This window comes from Bradyrhizobium sp. BR14999 (assembly GCF_056106085.1).
The window spans coordinates 7835581-7855054 of sequence record NZ_CM148536.1 but is presented as its reverse complement, the minus strand read 5'-3'; the positions used below and the strand labels follow the sequence as shown (position 1 = coordinate 7855054).

General features: G+C 63.6%; 20 protein-coding genes. 14 read left to right on the top strand and 6 right to left on the bottom strand.

All coding sequences use genetic code 11. The features are described from left to right. Position 1: 1 nt before the first annotated feature. From ACR9YP_RS36755 to ACR9YP_RS36745, 3 genes are all read left to right on the top strand, one after another. Positions 2–2098 (top strand): 3-hydroxyacyl-CoA dehydrogenase NAD-binding domain-containing protein, encoded by a 2097-nt coding sequence (locus ACR9YP_RS36755; protein WP_474218336.1) that lies wholly within the window; start codon positions 2–4, stop codon positions 2096–2098. 7 nt (positions 2099–2105) lie between these two features. Beyond that, on the top strand, positions 2106–2516 hold the full coding sequence (locus tag ACR9YP_RS36750; protein WP_091898051.1) for an acyl-CoA thioesterase: 411 nt from the start codon (positions 2106–2108) through the stop codon (positions 2514–2516). Between the two features lie 233 nt (positions 2517–2749). Next, positions 2750–2941, top strand: a complete 192-nt coding sequence (locus tag ACR9YP_RS36745; protein ID WP_091898053.1) for a hypothetical protein — start codon at positions 2750–2752, stop codon at positions 2939–2941. Positions 2942–3165: 224 nt separating this feature from the next. On the opposite strand, the gene ACR9YP_RS36740 is transcribed toward ACR9YP_RS36745, so the two are convergent. After that, the gene (locus ACR9YP_RS36740; protein WP_474218335.1) at positions 3166–3618 is read right to left on the bottom strand and encodes a nuclear transport factor 2 family protein; all 453 of its coding nucleotides are present in this window, start codon (positions 3616–3618) and stop codon (positions 3166–3168) included. 154 nt (positions 3619–3772) lie between these two features. Between ACR9YP_RS36740 and ACR9YP_RS36735 the strand changes: the two genes are divergently transcribed. Both ACR9YP_RS36735 and ACR9YP_RS36730 read left to right on the top strand, forming a co-directional pair. Beyond that, positions 3773–4459, top strand: a complete 687-nt coding sequence (locus ACR9YP_RS36735) for an HAD family hydrolase (protein ID WP_370990670.1) — start codon at positions 3773–3775, stop codon at positions 4457–4459. A gap of 86 nt (positions 4460–4545) precedes the next feature. Then, positions 4546–5394 carry a DeoR/GlpR family DNA-binding transcription regulator gene (locus tag ACR9YP_RS36730; RefSeq protein ID WP_091898058.1) on the top strand — a complete coding sequence of 283 codons (849 nt, stop codon included), beginning with the start codon at positions 4546–4548 and terminating at the stop codon, positions 5392–5394. Positions 5395–5398: 4 nt separating this feature from the next. Here the strand turns inward: ACR9YP_RS36730 and ACR9YP_RS36725 are convergent, their stop codons facing one another. Then, positions 5399–5815, bottom strand: coding sequence for a type II toxin-antitoxin system VapC family toxin (locus ACR9YP_RS36725; protein WP_438111433.1), 417 nt, complete (start codon positions 5813–5815; stop codon positions 5399–5401). Next, positions 5815–6066, bottom strand: a complete 252-nt coding sequence (locus tag ACR9YP_RS36720; RefSeq protein ID WP_091898062.1) for a type II toxin-antitoxin system prevent-host-death family antitoxin — start codon at positions 6064–6066, stop codon at positions 5815–5817. The genes ACR9YP_RS36725 and ACR9YP_RS36720 overlap by 1 nt, the downstream gene beginning before the upstream one ends. Positions 6067–6335: 269 nt before the next feature. Here ACR9YP_RS36720 and glpD point away from each other — a divergent pair, with 269 nt between their 5' ends. The 7 genes from glpD (at position 6336) to ACR9YP_RS36685 (ending at position 14113) form a co-directional block, all read left to right on the top strand. Continuing rightward, on the top strand, positions 6336–7886 hold the full coding sequence (glpD, locus tag ACR9YP_RS36715; protein ID WP_474218333.1) for a glycerol-3-phosphate dehydrogenase: 1551 nt from the start codon (positions 6336–6338) through the stop codon (positions 7884–7886). After that, entirely contained in the window at positions 7883–9022 is a 1140-nt protein-coding gene (locus ACR9YP_RS36710) for an ABC transporter ATP-binding protein (RefSeq protein WP_438111437.1), read from the top strand. The genes glpD and ACR9YP_RS36710 overlap by 4 nt, the downstream gene beginning before the upstream one ends. A 12-nt stretch (positions 9023–9034) precedes the next feature. Next, positions 9035–10120 (top strand): ABC transporter ATP-binding protein, encoded by a 1086-nt coding sequence (locus ACR9YP_RS36705; protein ID WP_438111438.1) that lies wholly within the window; start codon positions 9035–9037, stop codon positions 10118–10120. Further along, entirely contained in the window at positions 10120–11094 is a 975-nt protein-coding gene (locus ACR9YP_RS36700; protein WP_438111440.1) for a carbohydrate ABC transporter permease, read from the top strand. Before ACR9YP_RS36705 ends, ACR9YP_RS36700 begins: the two co-directional genes overlap by 1 nt. Beyond that, positions 11094–11900 carry a carbohydrate ABC transporter permease gene (locus tag ACR9YP_RS36695; RefSeq protein ID WP_128935647.1) on the top strand — a complete coding sequence of 269 codons (807 nt, stop codon included), beginning with the start codon at positions 11094–11096 and terminating at the stop codon, positions 11898–11900. The genes ACR9YP_RS36700 and ACR9YP_RS36695 overlap by 1 nt, the downstream gene beginning before the upstream one ends. A 10-nt stretch (positions 11901–11910) precedes the next feature. Continuing rightward, positions 11911–12240, top strand: a complete 330-nt coding sequence (locus tag ACR9YP_RS36690; protein ID WP_091898074.1) for a DUF2160 domain-containing protein — start codon at positions 11911–11913, stop codon at positions 12238–12240. A 130-nt stretch (positions 12241–12370) separates the two neighbouring features. Continuing rightward, positions 12371–14113, top strand: coding sequence for an ABC transporter substrate-binding protein (locus tag ACR9YP_RS36685; RefSeq protein WP_176946108.1), 1743 nt, complete (start codon positions 12371–12373; stop codon positions 14111–14113). 218 nt (positions 14114–14331) lie between these two features. Here ACR9YP_RS36685 and ACR9YP_RS36680 read toward each other — a convergent pair whose 3' ends face one another. Further along, positions 14332–15039, bottom strand: a complete 708-nt coding sequence (locus ACR9YP_RS36680) for a TetR/AcrR family transcriptional regulator (RefSeq protein ID WP_128938078.1) — start codon at positions 15037–15039, stop codon at positions 14332–14334. A 154-nt stretch (positions 15040–15193) separates the two neighbouring features. Between ACR9YP_RS36680 and ACR9YP_RS36675 the strand changes: the two genes are divergently transcribed. Both ACR9YP_RS36675 and ACR9YP_RS36670 read left to right on the top strand, forming a co-directional pair. Beyond that, positions 15194–16396 carry an ABC transporter substrate-binding protein gene (locus ACR9YP_RS36675; protein ID WP_474218331.1) on the top strand — a complete coding sequence of 401 codons (1203 nt, stop codon included), beginning with the start codon at positions 15194–15196 and terminating at the stop codon, positions 16394–16396. 9 nt (positions 16397–16405) lie between these two features. After that, positions 16406–17449 carry an aromatic ring-hydroxylating dioxygenase subunit alpha gene (locus ACR9YP_RS36670; protein WP_474218330.1) on the top strand — a complete coding sequence of 348 codons (1044 nt, stop codon included), beginning with the start codon at positions 16406–16408 and terminating at the stop codon, positions 17447–17449. Positions 17450–17647: 198 nt separating this feature from the next. Here the strand turns inward: ACR9YP_RS36670 and ACR9YP_RS36665 are convergent, their stop codons facing one another. Next, positions 17648–18748 (bottom strand): alkene reductase, encoded by a 1101-nt coding sequence (locus tag ACR9YP_RS36665; protein ID WP_474218329.1) that lies wholly within the window; start codon positions 18746–18748, stop codon positions 17648–17650. A 178-nt stretch (positions 18749–18926) separates the two neighbouring features. Continuing rightward, a complete protein-coding gene (locus ACR9YP_RS36660; protein WP_091898086.1) occupies positions 18927–19430 on the bottom strand; it encodes a DUF1993 domain-containing protein in 504 nt (167 codons plus the stop codon). Positions 19431–19474: the final 44 nt, after the last annotated feature.

The window sequence follows — 19474 nt, the reverse complement described above, 5'->3', positions numbered from 1 at the left end:
CATGGATTCCAAGATCATGACCGCGCTTGGCGACCGCGTGCTGGTGCTCGGGCCCAAGCCTGCGATCGACAGTCCTTACAAGCACTTCAAGCTGACGCGCGATGCCGATGGTGTCGCCTGGCTGCTGTTCGACCGCGCCGAGACAAGCGCCAACACGCTCTCCTCGGATCTGATGGAGGAGTTCGACGCTGTGCTCGCGGCGATCGAGACCGAGCGCCCCGCCGGCCTCGTGATCCGCTCGGCAAAGCCCTCCGGCTTCATTGCCGGCGCCGACGTCAATGAATTCCGCGGCGCCAGCGATCCCGACATGGTGGAGACGCGCATCCGCGCCGCGCATGCGGTGGTCGACCATCTGGAAGCCCTGAGGTTGCCGACGGTGGCGGTCATCCACGGCTTCTGCCTCGGCGGCGGCCTCGAGGTTGCGCTCGCCTGCCAGGCGCGCATCGCCATCGAGGGAGCGCGGTTCGGCTTCCCGGAGGTGATGCTGGGCCTGCATCCCGGCCTCGGCGGTACCGCGCGCTTCACCGCGCTGGTCAATCCGACGCAGTCGATGGCCCTGATGCTGACCGGGCGCACCATCGATGCGCGCCGCGCCAGATCACTCGGCCTCGTCGACACCGTCACGCAGGAGCGCCACGTCCACAACGCTGTGAAGGACGCGCTGTTCGGACGCCTGAAGCGTGCGCGGCCGGGCTTGCTGACGCGCGCGGCGGGTTTCGGCTTCGTGCGCGGGCTGCTCGCCAAGCGCATGCGCTCGGAGGCGGCGAAGGCCGCACCCCGCGAGCACTATCCCGCGCCTTACGCGCTGATCGATCTCTGGGAGACCCATGGCGGCAGCAAGATCGCGATGCTGAGGGCCGAGCAGGCGTCATTTGCCAAGCTGATGGTGACGCCGACCGCACAGAACCTGATCCGCGTGTTCTTCCTGCGCGAGCAGATGAAGAAGGCGGCGGGCAGCGGCAACGCCGTCAAGCATGTTCATGTCATCGGCGCCGGCGCCATGGGCGGCGACATCGCGGCCTGGTGCGCGGGGCAGGGGCTGCGCGTCTCGCTCGCCGACATGAAGGCGGAGCCGATCGCCGGCGCGGTGAAGCGCGCCAACGAGCTCTACGGCAAGATCATCCGCAAGCCGACCGACGTGCGCGACGCACTCGATCGTCTCATCCCTGACATGGACGGGGAAGGCGTGCGCAACGCCGATCTCATCATCGAGGCCGTGCCGGAAAAGTTAGAACTGAAGCAGAAGGTCTATGCCGGCCTCGAGCCGCGGATGAAGCTAGGGGCGATCCTTGCGACCAACACGTCGAGCATTCCGCTCCAGGATCTGCGAACGACGCTGGCGCGGCCGGAGCGGCTGGTCGGCCTGCACTTCTTCAATCCGGTGTCGCGGCTGCAACTGGTCGAGATCGTCAGCCATGACGGCAACGACCCGCAAGTGCTGAAGGAAGCGCTCGCCTTCGTCGGCGCGATTGACCGCCTGCCGCTCGCCGTGAAGAGCTCGCCCGGCTTCCTCGTCAACCGCGCGCTGACGCCGTACATGCTGGAAGCGATGGTGATGCTGGACGAGAAAATCGATCAGCGGCTGATCGACGCCGCGGCCGAGCAGTTCGGCATGCCGATGGGACCGATCGAGCTGGCCGACCAGGTCGGGCTCGACATCTGTCTCGACGTCGGCGACATGCTGCGCACCAAGTTCGGCGATCTCTTGCCGCCGACGCCCGCCTGGCTGCGCGAGAAGGTCACCAAGGGCGAGCTCGGCCGCAAGAGCGGAAAGGGTTTTTATGTTTGGAAGGACGGCAAGGCGGAGAAGGCAAAGCTTCCGGAGACCGGTCCGCGCGTCACCGACCAGATGATCGATCGCCTAGTGCTGCCGATGTCCAATGTCTGCGTCGCGGCGCTGCGCGAAGGCATCGTCGACAATGCCGACGCGGTCGATGGTGCCATGATCTTCGGCACCGGTTATGCACCGTTCCGTGGCGGTCCACTCAACTACGCGCGCACGCGCGGTGTGGAGAATGTCGTATCCACCTTGCGCGCACTGGCCGAGCGATTCGGCGAGCGCTTCGCGCCCGATCCGGGCTGGGACAATTTCAAGTGAGACAGGCATGAACGAACAAGCCATGACCGGGCCGAGCGGCGATCTCTGCATCCGCACGCTGGCGATGCCCGCCGACACCAACGCCAATGGTGATATCTTCGGCGGCTGGCTGCTCAGCCAGATGGATGTTGGCGGCGGTGTGTTCGCCTCGAAGGTCGCGAAGTCGCGCACGGTGACTGTCGCGATCGAAGCGATGAATTTTCGCAAGGCGGTCTATGTCGGCGATCTCGTGTCCGTCTACGCCAATCTCGTGCGCGTCGGCCGCACCTCGCTCACCGTGCATCTGGAAGCCTGGGCGCTGCGGCGCGGCGAGGAGCATCCGTTCCTCGTCACCGACGGCAACTTCACCTACGTCTCGATCGACGAGCACGGCCGCCCGCAGGCGGTTCGCGCGACCGACACGAGGATCGCGACGTAATCGCGCGCGACGCTCTGCCTCATCTCACGAAGATGTGCAGCACCGCCAAACGCGGCGCGACTAAGTCATCGCGTCGCGCCCTCGCCAAGAACCAGTCAAGAACCAGTCATAAAACGGATGAGGTCCCAGCGTACTCAATTGCGTGTCGATTCGGGGTGGAAACGGCCTCAAATGCCTGAGGAACCTTTGGGCAGGAGCACCGTTATTTGCCCGCACTGAGGAATCCACGGACCATGCCGGATAGCTACATCATCGAAGTCGACTCGCAGACCGCAGGTATCGTCGTTCGTTCTTCCGGAGGCTACTGCTTCTTCGCTTCATCCCACCGCTTCAACCGCCTCGAAGGTCAACTCTTCCGTAACGCCCGCGAAGCCGAGCGCGCCGCGCGCAAGCTGATTAACGGCGATGAGAAGGAGGCGGCGTAAGCGCCGCACTCGTCATTCTGCGGCGCGCGAAGCGCGAGGTCGGAATTTTTTGCCGAGCACACAGCTGCCGTTCCTTCTCCCCTTGCGGGCGAAGGTGGCATAGGCTGCCTTCAGTGGCCGTTCTTAAGAAAACGCCGAAGCAAGGCTTCGGCGTTCTAAGAACGGCCGCCGAAGGCCGCCTATGCCACCCTCTTCCGCGCAAGGGGAGAGGGTAAGAACTGTCATCACAACTTCGTCGCAGCCCGCGAGAGCAGCTTCCAGTCGTCGCCCTGTTTCTGCCAGTTCATCAGGATGTGAAGGTTGGTCGACACTTTTTTCCCATCGGCTGCCATCTCCTGCTCGCCGAGCCAGTGGAAACGGACGATCGCCGCAGGGCCGACGACCTTGATGGTCGGGTCCTTGTATTCGATCGACAGGAATTTCGACTTGCCGTCGGTGGCGTTGGCGATGAAGGTCGCCTTGTCCTCGACCTTGCCGCTGGAATGGCTGTAGCTGAGATCGTCCCAGCACAGCGCGCCGAGCGCCTTCGGGTCGGCCGCGATCTGGGCGAGGCGGAAGGCCTCCACCTTCTTCGCCACGGCCTCTTCGTCTGCCGAGGCAGCGAACGCCGGCGCGGTGAGAGCGAGCGCGGAGACGGCGAGAGTCGAGAGAGCCAGATCGCGTCGGTTGATCGTCATCGTTTCCTCCTTTTTGATCTTGCGACGAGTGTTGCAGCCGCGCGCGACTTTGTCGAGTGTCGCATTGTCGTCATGTGGATACGTCATTGCGCGTGCGAGGTCGTATTGATACGTCTTTCGCATTGATGCGCTGCGCATGTGGGAAAGTACGGAAATGATCGAGGCCAAAAGGCAAGCGATGGGCAGGGCGTTGCTGTTCGACATCGACGGTACGCTGGCCGATACGGATCCGCTTCATCGCGAGGCCTTTCACCGCGTGTTCGCTCCGCGCGGGCACGTCGTGGATGATGAGCGCTTCAAGCGCGAGCTTCAGGGCTTTTCCAATGTGTCGATCGGGGAGCGATTTCTGCCGGACGAATCGCCGGAACGGCGGCTCGCGATCCTCGGCGAGAAGGAGGCGATCTTTCGTGATCTGGTGGTCGGGCAGATCGCGCCGATACCGGGGCTGATGGCGCTGCTCGACCGTGCAGATGGCGCCGGCATCCCCATGGTCGCCGTGACCAACGCGCCACGCCTCAACGCCGAGCTGCTGCTCTCGGGCCTCGGCATCACCGAGCGGTTCAAGGCCATCGTGATCGGCGACGAGCTGCCGCACGGCAAGCCGCATCCGCTGCCCTATCAGGAGGGGCTGCGTTTCGTCGGCGCCAGCGCGCCAGCCTCGATCGCGTTCGAGGATTCACGCTCGGGCGTGCAATCGGCCGCGGCGGCCGGCATTCCCACCATCGGGCTGCGCACCACGCTCAGCCATGCTGACCTCGTTGCGGCCGGCGCGGTCGCTTCCGCCAGTGCGTTCGACGATCCGGAGCTGCTTGCGCACCTCGCAGCCGCGATGGCGTGGTGAAGATCCTTGTCCGTTAACCGTGATCACGCATTGACCGGACGCGTGAACCGCCGCACCATGCAGCTTCCTGATGTGAGGCCCTTGCCGTGACCGGATTGACCCATCGCCAAGCCGAAATCCTCAACATCGCGCGCGCCTCGGGCCGCGTCATGGTCGAGGAACTCGCGCGCCGGTTCGAGGTCTCCGCGCAGACCATCCGGAAAGATCTCAACGATCTCTGCGAGCGGAGATCGCTGACCCGCATCCATGGCGGCGCCATCATCGCCTCGGGCGTCGAAAACCTCGCCTATGAGGCGCGCCGCTTCGTCGCCGCCGACGAGAAGAAGGCGATTGGCGCCGCCGCGGCCTCGCTGATCCCGAACGGCTGCTCGCTGTTCATCAACATCGGCACCACGACCGAGGAGGTCGCGAGCGCGCTGACCTCGCACGAGGACCTGCTCGTCATCACCAACAATCTCAACGTCGCCATGCTGCTCTACCGCCATCCCCGCATCGAGGTGGTGGTCGCCGGCGGCACGGTGCGGCGCGCCGACGGCGCGGTGGTCGGCTCGACCGCGACGCAGCTGATCGGCCAGTTCAAGGTCGACTATGCCATCATCGGTGCGTCCGCGATCGATGAAGAGGGCGCTTTGCTCGACTTCGACTATCGCGAGGTGCAGGTGGCGCAGGCCATCATCGCCAATGCCCGCAGCGTCATGCTGGTCGCCGATTCCACAAAGCTGCGCCGCAGCGCGCCGGTGCGCATCGCCCACATCACCCAGATCCAGACCTTCGTCACCGACCAGGAGCTGCCCGAGCGCCTCGCCACCATCTGCCACAGCAAGGGCATCGAGGTGGTCGAAGCAATGCCGAAGGAGGTGAGGGAGATCGATGAGGCCCAGGCCGATGCACAAGACGCCGCGCCTGAAGCGGCGCCGGTGGTCAGGCTGCGATAGTACCTTAGGCGTCGCCCCACGGGTTGAGTAGCGGCACGCCGGTAGGTTCGAAATCCCCGACGTTGCGCGTAACGATCGTCAAGCCGTGAACAAACGCGGTTGCCGCAATAAGAGCGTCGCGTTCGGCCCGCGGGTTGGGAACGTGAAGTTGTGCGCAGCGCTGCGCCACGGCCGTGTCGATGGCCAGGATTCGGTCTTCAAAACGAGCCAGAATATGATTGTCGATCCAAGCGCGCAGAATGGCTCCTTGCGTGGTATCTTTGCGCTCGATAAGGCGTGCGCCAAGTTCGATTTCGAGTATCGAGATGACGGATATGAAGAAGCTTGCCGCCGGAATTGTGCTGGCCCAGGCGGCGACGTTGCGATGAGCTTTGTCTGGTCGCCTCAGTTCGGAAATGACATTGGTGTCCAGCAGAAACATCAGTCGAGATCGGCCGGCTTGAAGATCCCGCCGGCAATGCGCGGCGGATCGAAATCGAAGTCCGTTCCGGCCTGCGCCAAGGCTTCGGCAAGGCTCATGTGCCCGCCAGTTAGGCGCAAATAATCTTCGATCGTCAGCAGGACATGGGCCGGGCGGCCGCGGTCCGTAATAAAGACCGGTCCCCGCGAAGCCGCTTTTTTTGCGCCGCTGGTATCGTGATTGAACTCTCGGCTGGTGAGAGTGGTCACCATTGCTTGCACCTCCTGGCCGGGGCTTCGCCGGTACAAATCTTATGTAGGCATGTTACTACATTCAAGCCGTCAACGCATTTACTGGTAGCTCGATTCCCCGCTCCACTCAGTGAGTCCTGCTTTGGGTCTGCGACTTGTCCGTCGCAACGTCCACAAAAAATGTTCCGCTTTCACTTCCTTTCGCCTCTCTTTCATCTTGCTTTCGTTTTGCGGTGTGATCTAATCAAAAGCGAAAGTAGCCGCTCGATGGAATGGGCGGTCTTCGGGGGATGCGTCTGTTGGAGCGTATTTTCGACCTCGCCATCATCGGAGGCGGTGTGAATGGCTGCGGCATCGCGCGTGATGCGGTGGGCCGCGGCAACACGGTTTTCCTGTGCGAAATGAACGATCTGGCGAGCGGGACGTCGTCCTGGTCGACCAAGCTGGTGCATGGCGGCCTGCGCTATCTCGAATATTACGAGTTCCGCCTGGTCCGCGAGGCGCTGATCGAGCGCGAGATACTCTGGGGCATCGCGCCCCACATCATCCGCCCCCTGAGGTTCGTCCTGCCGCATCACGCCGGCCTGCGCCCGGCCTGGCTGCTGCGCCTCGGCCTTTTCCTCTATGATCACATCGGCGGCCGCCACCTGTTGCCCGCCACGCGCACGATCGATCTCCGACGCGACGAGGTCGGCCGCCCGCTGATCCCGAACCGCTACTCCCGCGCGTTCGAATATTCCGACTGCTTCGTCGATGACGCCCGCCTCGTCGTGCTGAACGCGCGCGATGCCGCTGACAAGGGCGCCGAAATCCGCACCCGCACCCGCGCCACCGAGATCCGTCAGTCCGACGGCGTCTGGACCGTGAGCATGGTCGACACGCTGACTGGCGCGCGCTCGTCGATCCAGGCGCGCGCGCTGGTCAATGCCGGTGGTCCCTGGGTCGAGGACGTGCTCGGCCGCGGCGCCGGCGTCAACGCGAAGGCCAAGGTACGCCTGGTCCAGGGCTCGCACATCGTGGTCAAGAAGCTCTACGACCACGACCGCGCCTACATGTTCCAGAACGCCGACGGCCGCATCATCTTCGTGATCCCGTACCAGGACGATTTCACGCTGATCGGAACCACCGACCGCGACTATGACGGCGATCCTGCCAAGGTGAAGACGACACCTGAGGAGATCCAGTATCTTTGCGCCGCCGCCAGCGAATATCTGGCCAAGCCGGTCACGCCAGAGGACGTGGTCTGGACCTATTCCGGGGTGCGCCCGCTCTATGACGATGGCGCCAGCGAAGCCAAGGCCGCGACCCGCGACTATGTGTTCGAGCTCGACACACCCGGCGGCGTGCCGCTGCTGTCGATCTATGGCGGCAAGATCACGACCTACCGCCGACTCGCCGAAGAGGCGCTGGAACGGCTCGCGCCTTATCTTCGCAGCGCCAAAGCGCGCGAGGGCTGGACCGGCAAATGGCCGCTGCCCGGCGGGGACATGAACGTATCCGACATCGACGGCCTGATCGCCGAGCTCCAGCGCGGCTATCCCTTCCTCAGCCACGAGCATGCGCGGCGCCTCGCCCGCGCCTACGGCACAAGGGCGATCAAGCTGCTCGGCGATGCGAAATCGGCGGCCGATCTCGGCCAGGCCTTTGGCGCGACGCTGACCGAGCGCGAGGTCCGTTATCTCATGGCCAATGAATGGGCCGTTACCGCCGAGGACATCGTCTGGCGCCGGTCCAAGCTCGGCCTGCGACTATCTGCCGACGAGATCGCGGCGCTTGACGACTGGATCAGGACCCACGCTGTGCCGCAAACTCCCCTGCTGGAAGCGGGAGGACGCTCATGACCGTGACGCTCGATCACGTGACCCGGACTGTCGAGGGGATCCCGCACATCCGCGACGTCTCACTGACACTCGAGAGCGGAACCCTCAACGTGCTGCTCGGGCCGACGCTGTCGGGCAAGACCTCGATCATGCGGTTGCTCGCCGGCCTCGACAAGCCGACCACGGGCAAGGTGCTGGTCAATGGCAAGGACGTCACCGGCGCCGATGTGCGCCAGCGTTCGGTCGCGATGGTCTATCAGCAATTCATCAATTATCCCTCGCTCACGGTCTACGAGAACATCGCATCGCCCCTGCGCGTGCAGGGCAAGCCGCGCGACGAGATCGAGGCGCGTGTCGCGGAGGCTGCAAGACTGCTCCGCCTCGAGCCGTTCCTGAAGCGCACGCCGCTCCAGCTCTCCGGCGGCCAGCAGCAGCGTACCGCGATCGCGCGCGCGCTGGTCAAGGGCGCCGATCTCGTGCTGCTCGACGAGCCGCTCGCCAATCTCGATTACAAGCTGCGCGAGGAGCTGCGCGCCGAGCTGCCGCGCATCTTCGAAGCTTCCGGCGCGATCTTCGTCTATGCCACGACCGAGCCGACCGAAGCGCTGCTGCTCGGCGGCAACACGGTGTGCATGTGGGAGGGCCGGGCGCTCCAGATGGGCGAGACCGCCAACGTCTACCGCCGCCCGCAGACGCTGCGCGTCGCGCAGGTGTTTTCGGATCCGCCGCTGAATCTCGTCGGTCTCGAGAAGAAGAACGGCTCCGTGCAATATGCCGGCGGCACGACCTCACCGGCCTCGGGGCTCTATGCCGGCCTTGCCGACGGCGCCTATCGCGTCGGCTTCCGCGCGCATCAGCTCGCCCTTGCCAATGGCGAGGCCGACCGCCACGCCTTCCACGCCACGGTGACGGTGACCGAGATCACCGGTTCGGAGAGTTTCGTGCATCTGACCCGCGACGGATTGAATTGGGTGGCGGTGCTGCACGGCGTGCACGAGTTCGAGCCGGGCCAGACCATCGATGCCGTGCTCGACCCCAATGATGTCTTTGTCTTCGACGCGGCCGACCGGCTCGTCGCGGCTCCTGGCATAGCGTTTTCAAGCGAAGTGCGTAGCGGTTCGCGTGAAGAAAACGCGTCAAACAGAAAAAGCTCTTGAGGGAGGTGCGACATGGCCCGCATTGACCTCGTCGATCTCGCGCACTCCTACGGCGGCAACGATGCCTCGCCGGAAAGCTTTGCGCTGAAGCCCGTCACCATGACGTGGCGGCAGGGCGGCGCCTATGCGCTGCTCGGGCCGTCCGGCTGCGGCAAGACCACGCTGCTCAACGTCATCTCCGGCATCATCACGCCCTCGCGCGGAAGGATCATGTTCGACGGGGTGGACATCACACCGCTGTCAACCCAGAAGCGCAACATCGCCCAGGTATTCCAGTTTCCGGTGATCTACGACACCATGACGGTGGGGCAGAACCTGGCGTTTCCACTGAAAAACCGCGGCGTGCCGAAGGCCGAGATCGACAAGCGCGTTGCCGAGATCGGCCGCCTGCTCGATCTCGAACCCTATCTGAACCGCAAGGCGACGCGGCTTACGGCCGACGCCAAGCAGAAGATCTCGCTCGGCCGCGGCCTGGTCCGCTCCGACGTCGCCGCCGTGCTGTTCGACGAGCCGCTGACGGTGATCGACCCCGAGCTGAAATGGCAGCTTCGTTCCAAGCTGAAGGCGCTGCATCGCGAGCTCGACCTCACGATGATCTACGTCACCCATGACCAGACCGAGGCGCTGACTTTCGCCGACACAGTGGTCGTCATGCATGACGGCCGCGTGGTGCAGAGCGGCACCCCGGCCGAACTGTTCGACAAGCCGGCACACACCTTCGTCGGCTATTTCATCGGCTCGCCTGGCATGAACATCCTGCCCGCGGAGGTGAGGGGACGCGAGGCGCGGATCGGCGGCCATGTCATCGCGCTCAACCGCAGCTACGACAATTTGCCTTCGGGCGCCAAGATCGAGATCGGCGTCCGTCCCGAATTCGTCGAGGTCGTCGCGCCCGCGCCCGACCTGCTCACCGCGAAGATCGAGCGCATCGACGATCTCGGCCGCATCCGTTTCGCGCGGGCGCGGCTCGGCGACGCAAAGCTCGCGGCGCGCGCCCCTGGCGGATTCACCAGCCCGGACGGCAACGCCGGGCTGCAATTCGATCCGTCGCACGTCCACGTCTATGCCGACAGCCTTCTGGTGGAGGGAGCCGCCTGATGGACAAGACCGTCAACCAAAAAGCCTGGTTCCTGGTGCTGCCGGTGTTCCTGGTCGTCGCCTTCTCGGCGGTGCTGCCGCTGATGACGGTGGTGAACTATTCGATGCAGGACACCTTCGGCAACAACCAGTTCTTCTGGAACGGCGTCGGCTGGTTCAAGGAGCTGCTCGATCCCTCGACCGATCTCGGCGGCCGCTTCCTCGCCTCGCTCGGCCGTAATCTGTTTTTCTCGCTGGTGATCCTCGCCATCGAGGTGCCGCTCGGCATCGTCGTCGCGCTGTCGATGCCGCGCGAGGGCTGGACCGTCGCGGCCTGCCTCGTCATCCTCGCGCTGCCGCTATTGATTCCGTGGAACGTGGTCGGCACGATCTGGCAGATCTTCGGCCGCCCGGACATCGGCCTGCTCGGCTATGTCCTCAACGCGATGGGCTTCGACTACAATTACGTCTCCAACGACATCGACGCCTGGGTCACGGTCATCGTGATGGATGTCTGGCACTGGACCAGCCTCGTCGCGCTGCTCTGCTATGCCGGCCTGAAGTCGATTCCCGAAGCGTATTACCAGGCCGCCCAAATCGACGGTGCCTCGCGCTGGGCGGTGTTCAAGGCGATCCAGCTGCCGAAGATGAATCGCGTGCTCTTGATCGCGGTGCTGCTGCGCTTCATGGACAGTTTCATGATCTACACCGAGCCCTTCGTCGTCACCGGCGGCGGGCCCGGCAACTCCACGACCTTCGTGTCGATTGAGCTCGTCAAGATCGCGCTCGGCCAGTTCGACCTCGGCAAGGCCGCCGCGCTGTCGCTGGTCTACAATCTGATCATCCTGATCGTCTGCTGGATCTTCTACACCGTCATGACCAATGCCGGCGTCGAACGCAAAGTCCAGGCGGAGAGCGAGCCGGCGGTGGAGCCCAAGCCTGCGGCCGCGCTCAAGCCCGTGCCCGCGCTCAAGCCAAAGGAAGGAGTGGCCTGATGCATTCGATCCCCGGCCGCCGCCTCGTCATGGGGCTGTTCCTGATCTTCCTGTTGTTGCCGATCTATTGGCTCGTCAACATGAGCTTCAAGACCAACAGCGAGATCGTCTCGACGATGACGCTGTGGCCGCACACCCCGACGCTGCAGCACTACAAGCGCATCTTCACCGACGAAAGCTGGTATTCCGGCTATATCAACTCGCTGGAATATGTCGTCCTCAATACCATCATCTCGATCGCGGTGGCGCTGCCGGCGGCCTACGCGTTCTCGCGTTACCGCTTCCTCGGCGACAAGCACCTGTTCTTCTGGCTCTTGTCGAACCGCATGGCCCCGGCCGCGGTCTATGCGCTGCCGTTCTTCAACCTCTATTCGGCGATCGGCCTGTTCGATACGCCCTGGGCGGTCGCGCTGGCGCACTGCATCTTCAACGTTCCGCTGGCGGTGTGGATCCTCGAAGGCTTCGTCTCCGGCGTGCCGCGCGAGATCGACGAGACCGCTTTCCTCGACGGCTATTCGTTCCCGCGCTTCTTCATCAGGATCCTGGTGCCGCTGATCGCGAGCGGCATCGGCGTCGCCGCCTTCTTCTGCTTTATGTTCTCCTGGGTCGAGCTCCTGCTCGCGCGCACGCTGACCTCGGTGCAGGCCAAGCCGATCGCCGCGATCATGACGCGCACGGTGTCGGCCGCCGGCATGGACTGGGGCCTGCTCGCCGCCGCCGGCGTGCTCACCATCATCCCGGGCGCGCTCGTGATCTGGTTCGTCCGCAACTATATCGCGCGCGGCTTTGCGCTCGGTCGCGTGTAAGGAGGCGAGCATGGAATCCATCGCATGGATGGCCTGGACATTGCCGACCGCGATCTTCTTCGCTGGGCTGGCCTGCACGCTCGCGGTGATGACGTGGCTCGCCGCGGTCTACCCGGAGGCCGAGCGCGTCGGCGTGCTCAGTATTCCGACCACGCGCGGCGACCGCCTATTCATCTCGCTGATCGCGGCCGCCGTCATTCACCTCGTGTGGATCGGCCTCGTCGGCACCGATGCGATCGCCACGCTGCCGATCGGTGAGGAGGGTTTTGAGATCTCGAGCCTGTGGCTCGCGTCAGGAATTTCGCTGGCCACGGCCGTGCTCATTTTCCGCACGGTCTGAAGCTCGCGAAGGGACGGCCAGATCCGGGACCAACCCGGGCCTGTATAAAAGTTTGTCGCTGCAACGGAGGAATAACATGCGACAGTTTAGGAGAAGGAAAGGTCCATTGACCAAGAATAGCTTTCTGACCATGTCCAGCGTCGCCGCGATTGTTGCGGTGTCGTTCGCCGTCTCGGCGCCGGTTCGCGCCGCCGACGACGCCGTGATCCAGAAGTGGATCGCGGAATTCCAGCCCTCGACGCTGTCGAAGGAAGACCAGAAGAAGGAGCTGGAGTGGTTCGCCAAGGCCGCCGAACCCTTCAAGGGCATGGAGATCAACGTCGTCTCCGAGACCATCACGACCCACGAATATGAATCGCAGACGCTGGCCAAGGCGTTCTCCGAGCTCACCGGCATCAAGCTCAAGCACGACCTCATCCAGGAAGGTGACGTCGTCGAGAAGCTCCAGACCCAGATGCAGTCGGGCAAGAACGTCTATGACGGCTGGATCAACGATTCCGACCTGATCGGTACGCACTTCCGCTACGGCCAGACCATCGTGCTGTCGGATTACATGACCGGCGAGGGCAAGGACGTCACCGATCCCATGCTCGACGTCAACGACTTCATCGGCAAGTCGTTCACCACGGGGCCGGACGGCAAGCTATATCAGCTTCCCGACCAGCAGTTCGCCAACCTCTACTGGTTCCGCTACGACTGGTTCACCAATCCCGACTACAAGGCCAAGTTCAAGGCCAAGTATGGCTACGAGCTCGGCGTGCCCGTGAACTGGTCCGCCTATGAGGACATCGCCGAGTTCTTCACCAACGACATCAAGGAGATCAACGGCGTCAAGGTCTACGGCCATATGGATTATGGCAAGAAGGACCCCTCGCTCGGATGGCGTTTCACCGACGCCTGGCTGTCGATGGCCGGCAACGGTGACAAGGGCATTCCGAACGGCCTGCCGGTCGACGAGTGGGGCATCCGTATGGAAGGCTGCCGTCCGGTCGGCTCCTCGGTGGAGCGTGGTGGCGACACCAACGGCCCGGCCGCGGTCTACTCGATCACCAAGTATCTCGAGTGGCTGAAGAAGTACGCGCCCCCGCAGGCGCAGGGCATGACCTTCTCGGAGGCGGGCCCGGTGCCGGCGCAGGGCAACATCGCCCAGCAGATGTTCTGGTACACCGCCTTCACCGCCGACATGGTGAAGCCGGGCATCGCCGTGATGAACGCGGACGGTACGCCGAAATGGCGTATGGCTCCGTCGCCGCACGGCTCGTACTGGAAGGAAGGCATGAAGCTCGGTTATCAGGACGCCGGCTCCGTGACGCTGCTGAAGTCGACCCCGGCAGATCGCCGCAAGGCGGCCTGGCTCTATCTCCAGTTCATCATCTCCAAGTCGGTGAGCTTGAAGAAGAGCCATGTCGGTCTCACCTTCATCCGTGAATCCGACATCTGGGATAAGTCCTTCACGGAACGTGCGCCGAAGCTCGGCGGCCTGATCGAGTTCTACCGTTCGCCCGCCCGCGTGCAGTGGACCCCGACCGGCAACAACGTGCCGGACTATCCGAAGCTCGCGCAGCTCTGGTGGCAGAACATCGGCGATGCGTCGTCCGGTGCGAAGACGCCGCAAGCCGCGATGGATGCCCTTGCGGCCGCCCAGGACTCCGTTATGGAGCGCCTGGAGAAGTCCGGCGTGCAGGGGGCCTGCGGCCCGAAGCTGCACAAGAAGGAATCGGCCGAATACTGGTTCGCCAAGGCCCAGAAGGACGGCACGATTGCTCCGCAGCGCAAGCTCGCCAACGAGAAGCCGAAGGGCGAGACGGTCGACTACGACACGCTGATCAAGTCGTGGCCGGCCACCCCGCCCAAGCGCGCGGAAGCCAAGTGAGCGGCGCGTAAAGCATCATCAAGCACGAAAGGCCGGGAGCGATCCCGGCCTTTCTCTTTTTTTCTGGAGTTCGGCGCGCTATCTCCACACCGTCATTGCGAGCGCAGCGACTTGTCCGCCGAAGCCTTGGCGTAGGCGGAAGCAATCCAGACTGTCGCCGCGGAAGGATTCTGGTTTGCTTCGCTGCTCTCGTCATGACGAGCCTGTGGCGCGCGCCTTCACTCCTTCCGTCTCACCAGATCCTCGATCATGGCCTGCACATGTGCAAGCCACGCGCTCCGCATCTCCTGATCGGCGAGGTCGGTCTGCATGTAGCTCGACAGCGTATAGAGGTTGGCACGGTAGAAATAGGTCAGCGATAGGATCGACAGATAAAGGTGGAGGCGGTCACAGTCCGGCCTGAACTCACGCCGCTCGATGCCGCTCTGGAGCACGCGCTCCAGCATGCCCAGTTGGGTATTTGCGAAGCTGCGGCGGATGTTGTTCTTGACGTGACGACCCTTGAAGAGATTCTCCGTAGCGAGAATGCTCAATAGCTCCGGGTGGGCCCAATAGTAGTTCCAATTGAAGGCGACGAGTGCCGCCAGCGCCTGGCGCGGGCTGGAAAAGTCGAGATCGAGCGCCTCTTCCGACGCGACCAGATCGGCATAGCAATGCTCGATGACCTGATGAAAGAGCTTCTCCTTGCTCTTGAAGTAGTAATAGAGCATCCGGTCGTTGCTCTTGGCGGCCTTGCTGATGCGATCGACCCGCGCGCCGCCATAGCCTTCGCGGGCGAACTCGGCGACGGCCGCACGCAGAATGGCCTCGCGGGTCTGATCGGGCGCTCGCGTCCGTCGAACCGTTGAAGCCTTTTTCCGCTTGGCTGCCCGCTTGAGGCGCGGGCCGGCCAGTGTACGGGCTGGCAGCTCTGTATCGTTGGGCATCGCGTATCCCAGGGAATCACAACCAGCAGGATGGGGCTTGCCGTTTTTTTGGCAAGCCCGCCGATTTCTTCGCCATTGACAATCATTAGCTCTTGGTATTCGCTATGTAGTAAGTACTACATACATAAGCTGGTCCCAATGACGGGAGGCTGATATGCGCATTTCGGCTGTTGCGAAGTTCGTCGGACTTGTCCTGGCGGTGGCCTGCGGCGCAGGTCGGGCCGCAGAGCCGCCGCCGATCAGGATCGGAGAGATCTCAAGCTATTCGGCCCTCCCGCTGGGGACCCGCGGCTATCGCCAGGGCTGGGAGCTCGCGCGCGACGAGATCAACGGCAAAGGCGGCGTGCTCGGCCGCAAGCTCGAGATCATCGCCCGTGACGACGCCGGCAAACCGGACGTCGCCATCACCGCAGCCGGTCAGCTCGTCGACGGTGAGCAGGTCGACCTCCTGACGGGCACGATCCTCTCCCATGTTGGCCTCGCCGTCGCCGATTTCGCCAAGCAGAAGCGGACATTCTTCCTCGCCTCACAGCCTCTGACTGACGCCCTCATCTGGGAGAAGGGCAATCGCTATACGTTCAGGCTGCGGCCGAGCACGTATACCCAGGCGTCCATCCTCGCAAAGGAGGCGGCCAAGTTCCCCGCGCGGCGCTGGGCGACGATTGCACCGAACTACGAGTTCGGTCAGGCGGCGGTGGCGAGCTTCAAGCGCGAACTGAAGCGATTGAAGCCCGACGTCGAATTCGTCTCCGAACAATGGCCGCCTCTCGGCAAGATCGACGCGGGCGCAGTGGTGCAGGCGATGTTGGCGGAGAGCCCGGATGCCATCTTCAACGCGACATTCGGGGCCGACCTCGCCAAGTTCGTGCGCGAGGGGTCGACGCGCAAGGCGTTCGCAAACCGCGCTGTCGTCAGCATCCTCTCCGGGGAGCCGGAATATCTCGCGCCGCTGAGGGACGAGGCGCCGCCCGGTTGGCTGGTCACCGGATATCCCTGGAGCGAGATCAAGACTCCGGCCCATGATGCGTTCCTGCAAGCTTATGTCGCTCGTTTCAAAGAGCCGCCCAACATCGGCGCACTCATCGGCTACACCAACACGCTGGTTCTCGCGAAGGCGATCGAGATGGCCGGCTCCACCAAGACCGATGATCTGATCAAGGCGATGGAGCATCTGAAGGTCGACACGCCGGTGGGGCCGATCGCCTTCCGTGCGATCGACCATCAATCCACCATGGGCGTTTATGTCGGCAGGCTCGCAGTACGGGACGGCCAGGGCGTGATGACCGACTGGCGCTATGTCGACGGCGCCGACTACCAGCCCGCCGACGCCGAGGTGATGGCCAAGCTCAAGAACTAGAGGTGCCGCATGAACCTGCTTGCTCCCCGCAACACCTGGTACCCGCTGACGTGGTCGCGCAACGTCACGCGCACGCTGTCGCGCCACCGCATTCTCGGCATGGACCTTGTCGTCTACCGCAGCGAAGCGGGCGGCGTCGTTGCGCTCGACGACGCATGTCCACATCGGTTGGCGCCGCTGTCGATGGGCAAGCTCAAGGGCGATGCAATCGAGTGCGGCTATCACGGCATGACTTTCGGGTCCGACGGGCGCTGTGTCCGGATTCCGGGTCAGCCGATGATCCCGCCGAATGCACGGGTGTCGTCCTATCCGCTCAGGGAGAAGATGGGACTGGTCTGGATCTGGCCCGGCGATCCCGCGCTCGCCGACCCGTCGCGGATTTATGATCTGCCGCAATACGGTCAGAACGACTGGCATGCGGCGGAAGGAGACGCTCTTCGAATCGAAACCAACTATCTCAACCTCGCGGACAATCTCTGCGATCCCGCGCATGTCAGCTTCGTCCACCTGTCGACGCTCGGCAATTCGGCCAGCGAAGACATTCCGGTGGAGCACACTTTTTCCGAGGATGGCGTGCTGGTGTGGCGGTGGATCAGGAACGCGCCGCCGATCCCGCTGTTCGCCAAGTACGGCAATTTCGCCGGCAATGTCGATCGCTGGCACTACTATGACTATATCGCGCCCTGTATCGCGGTGATCGATTTCGGCAGCGCGGACGCCGGCAAGATCGTCGATGCCGCGGACCGGGGCAGGGGATTGCGCATCTTCGCATGCCACTTCATCACGCCGGTCGACGATCACATCTGCATCGATCACTGGCTTCATGTGCGCAATTTTGCGCTTGACGATGCCGGTGTCGATCAGCGCCTGCACGCCGATTTCCGTATCGCTTTTAATGAGGACAAGGAGATTCTTGAGCGCATCGAGATGGTCGCGCAGGCCCGCCCCAATGCCAAGACCATCCGCCTCGCCATCGATGCCGCCCCGCAGCGCATGCGTCGCATCGTGGAACGCATGGTCGCTGCAGACGCCGAGACACGCGCATTGGCGTGAGGCCTATAGGCAGGTACAGGCCGGGAGCAGTCCCGGCCTTCCTTGTTGGTGAGCGCACCCTGCAACCGCGCCGTCATTGCGAGCGTAGCGAAGCAATCCAGAGTCTTTCAACGGAGCCAGTCTGGATTGCTTCGTCGCCAGCGCAAAATTGCTTCGCAATTTTGTCGCGAGCTCCTCGCAATGACGGAAGAAGCAGCCTTATTCCGCCGGCTCGGCCGCCAGCGTCGGGTAATCCGTGTACCCCTCGGCGCCGCCGCCGTAGAACGTGGCCTTGTCCCAATCGTTCAGGCCCGTGCCCTGCTTCAGCCGCTCGACCAGGTCGGGGTTGGAGATGAAGGGCTTGCCGAAGGCGATCAGGTCGGCCGCGTTCGCGTCCAGCACCTTGGTGGCGAGATCGAAATCGTAGCCGTTGTTGGCGACATAGGTGCCGGCAAAGCGCTTGCGCAAGGACGCATAGTCGAACGGCGCGATGTCGCGCGGACCGCCGGTGGCGCCCTCGACGACGTGGAGATAGACCAGCTTGAGCGCGCTGAGACCATCGACGATGTGATCGAACAAGGCTTGTGGGTTGGAGTCGGAGAGGTCGTTGGCCGGCGTCACCGGCGAGATGCGGATGCCGGTGCGGTCGGCGCCGGCTTCAGTGGCAACCGCCTTGGAGATCTCGAGCATCAGCCGCGCGCGGTTCTCGATCGAGCCGCCATAGGCATCGGTGCGCTTGTTGGCGCCGTCCCGGGCGAACTGATCGAGCAGATAGCCGTTGGCGCCATGGATCTCGACGCCGTCGAAGCCGGCCTCGAGCGCATTCTTCGTCGCGCGCTTGAAGTCGTCGATGATCCCAGGGATTTCGGAGAGCTCGAGCGCCCGCGGCTCGGAGACGTCGGCGAAGGTGCCGTTCACAAAAGTCTTGCCCTTGGCGCGGATCGCGCTCGGCGCCACCGGGGACGCGCCATTCGCCTGGAGATCGACATGCGAGATGCGGCCGACATGCCAGAGCTGGATGAAGATCTTGCCGCCGCGTTCGTGCACGCGATCGGTGACCTTGCGCCAGCCGGCGACCTGGTCCTTGGAATAGATGCCCGGCGTGTCCTGGTAGCCCTGACCTTGCTGCGAGACCTGGCTCGCTTCGGTGATCAGAAGCCCGGCGGAGGCGCGCTGGCTGTAATAATCGGCGGCGAGAGGGCTGGGCACGAACGTGCCTGATACGGCACGGTTGCGCGTCAGCGGCGCCATCACCAGGCGATTGGCCAGCGTGATCGGGCCGAGCTTGTAGGTCTCAAACAATTTGGTCGGACGGCTCATGGGGAATGCTTCCAGGCAATGAGAGGTCACGAACACTTGTGCATCGCGACATCAGGCGCAAGGGCGGAGCCATACTCAAACTGCAGGCGAGCTACGCGGCAAGGCCGCGTAGCATGATTCATGTGCAATTTCGGCCGCGATAGGGGAATTCCGCTACGCGGCCGTGCGATTTGGCAAATCAGTTCGCGCCGAGGAAATCGCGCTTGCCGATCTCGACCCCGTTGTGGCGCAGGATGCCGTGGGCGGTCGTGGCGTGGAAATAGAAGTTCGGCAGCGAGAACGCGCTCAGGAATTGCTGGCCCTTCATGGTGATGGATTTGTCCGGACCGGCCGGGAAGGTGACGTCCTTGACGTCGGCACCTTCGAACTGCTCGGGCTTGAACGATTTCACGTAGTCGATGGTCTTGGCCAGGCGCTGCTTCAATTCCGCAAAGCTCGTCTCGGTGTCAGGCGTCGCGGGCACCTCGCTATGGGTCAGCCGCGCACAGCCCTTGGCGGCGAAATCGCTGACGAGCTGGACCTGCTTCGACAGCGGCAGCATGTCCGGAAAGAGGCGTGATCCGAGCAGGACGCCGGGGTCGATCTTTTTGGCCGCGCAATGCGCCTCCGCCTTGGTGAGCAGGCCGGTGAGGCTGTTCAGCATTTGCAAATAGGCGGGGACGACGGCGTCGTAGAAGGACATGTGATGCTCGCTGTGATGGTGGGAAACCTCAGGAGAAAACCTGA